Consider the following 1,991-nt stretch of genomic DNA (forward strand, 5'->3'; position numbering starts at 1 on the left):
CTGTTCGAACAGTGACCCGGAGTACTGGCGTGAAACGCTGGAGCCGTGGTCGGTTTTCTGCGCGGCGGGAATGATCACGACCGTGTCCGCGAGCCGGGCCAGCGGCGAGTCCGGGTTGGTGGTGAACGCGGCGATCCGCGCCCCGGCTTTCGATGCGGTCTCTGCTGACTTGACCACCCCGGAGGTCGTTCCCGACCCGGAAGCGACCAGCAGCAGGTCCCCGGAGCTGATCGCCGGAGTGGTGGTGTCACCGGCAATATGGACCGTCAGGCCCAGGTGCATCAGCCGCATCGCCGCCATCCGCAGGACCAGCCCGCTGCGCCCTGCCCCTGCGGCGAACACCCGGCCCGACTGGCCCAGCTGCGCGGCCAGGCCGGCCAGCTGCTGTTCATCGATCTTGGCCACCGTAGCGGTGATCTCGTCCCCGACCAGGGACAGATTACGGACAATATCAACGTCCGTGCTGTACACGGCAGGCGCCGTGGATGTTGTTGTAACAGTCACGATAGGACCCCTCTCAAACTATCCAGGCACCGGGACCTACCACGCCCCGATGCATGCTTTCTGGTTGACACCAACTATCCCCAACCAACCAACCACCCGAAACGCTGTTTTCTGACAGTTTTAACTACCCAAAAGAACAGGGGCGGTAAGAGGGCGCAACAACGTTCCGGTCCGCGCTGTGCATGCAGCTGCTTGTCAGCACCACGTTCGCTTCGATCCCGGCAGCGTGGGCGGGAAGCTGAAAGATTTTGATAAAAGGGAAAAACTCTCAATGTGCTGGTATGACTGGTTACTATTGAGCGAAACGTAAACCCATTTCGGAGCGCAGACTTTTGGCCTCGCCAACCTCATTCCAGTCACAGATCTACCGGTCCTTGCCGGAAATTGAGAGGGCCGATGCGATTGTCGAAAGAATCTCCAAGGCAATCGGCTTAGGACTTCTCAAAGTCGGTGAGCGCTTGCCCTCCGAAGCGTCACTCTCAGAGATGTTCGGTGTGGGAGGTGCGACCCTTCGGGAAGCGCTGTCTGAACTCAGGGAACAGGGCGTTGTCGAGACGCGCCGGGGCCGGAGCGGCGGAACGTTCATCGTCAGCCAGCCCCCTACCCAGACCGACACCATTCGCGAGTGGTTTCTCTCGACATCGATTTCAGAAATACGTGACATCGGGGACGAACATTCCGCTATAGCCGCAGCGACCGTCCGTCTGGCCTGTGAGCGCGCGGAAGCTCATGACTTTGACCGCCTGCAGGAACTTGGCCGGGCGCTGGTTTTGGCAACAACGCCAGAAGTGCGCGCGCCTGCCGACAGCCGATTTCACATTGAATTGGCTGTATCCGCGCAGTCACCCAGGCTTGCCAATGCCGAAATCCGGCTGCAGCAAGAAACGGTCCAACAACTGTGGACACCCCTCGCCGCATCGCTTGATCCCGAAGCGGCAGCTGCTGAGCATCTGGAGCTGGTCCGTGCAATAGCCCAAGATCAACCTGAGAGGGCTCAGAGGCTGGTTCTTGCACACATCAAGCGAAATATCTTCCATCTGATCGACACGAAACTTACCCTGAGTTACGCTGCGTCCACGGAGAGTGCAAAAGCCTCCTCGTCGTAGCATTTGACCCGTTACGCTCATCCCTAAAGACTTGGATCGGTCTTGGCAGTAGCCAGGTTCATCCGGGAAAGATTGGACTCGGCACTTGAGCCAATCAGATCGAATAACTTCATCTAGCCGCAACACCCGTGTGGGGACGTGGAATCAATTCAGGATGCACAATGATCACCGACAATGACGTCGTACCTGCTGCCGACACCCTCACTGCCTGGATTGGCAGCGTTTCAACCGAGATCGGAGAACTTTCCGTGAAGGTTGCCTCGCTGCTTGAAGAGAACCTCGCCGGCAGGTCCAAGGTCAGCAAAGCTGCACTGGTTGGACTGGATGACCTTGCACGCGAATTCCTCGGGAAAAACTCTTTTGCCGTCGGAGCAGGAACCT

2 protein-coding genes and 1 pseudogene are annotated in these 1,991 nt (G+C 58.6%); 2 read left to right on the forward strand and 1 reads right to left on the reverse strand.

Annotated elements, in window-relative coordinates:
• On the reverse strand, positions 1-504 hold a 504-nt coding region (gene hxlB, locus P2Q66_RS10585; RefSeq protein ID WP_275727869.1), incomplete at its 3' end, for a 6-phospho-3-hexuloisomerase.
• A gap of 374 nt (positions 505-878) precedes the next feature.
• Between hxlB and P2Q66_RS10590 the strand changes: the two genes are divergently transcribed.
• The gene (locus P2Q66_RS10590) at positions 879-1,610 is read left to right on the forward strand and encodes a GntR family transcriptional regulator (protein WP_254865676.1); all 732 of its coding nucleotides are present in this window, start codon (positions 879-881) and stop codon (positions 1,608-1,610) included.
• Positions 1,611-1,771: 161 nt separating this feature from the next.
• Positions 1,772-1,991, forward strand: a pseudogene (locus P2Q66_RS10595) (GntR family transcriptional regulator); the annotation flags it as partial.

Source organism: Arthrobacter sp. Cr_A7 (assembly GCF_029222765.1).
GTDB lineage: Bacteria > Actinomycetota > Actinomycetes > Actinomycetales > Micrococcaceae > Arthrobacter.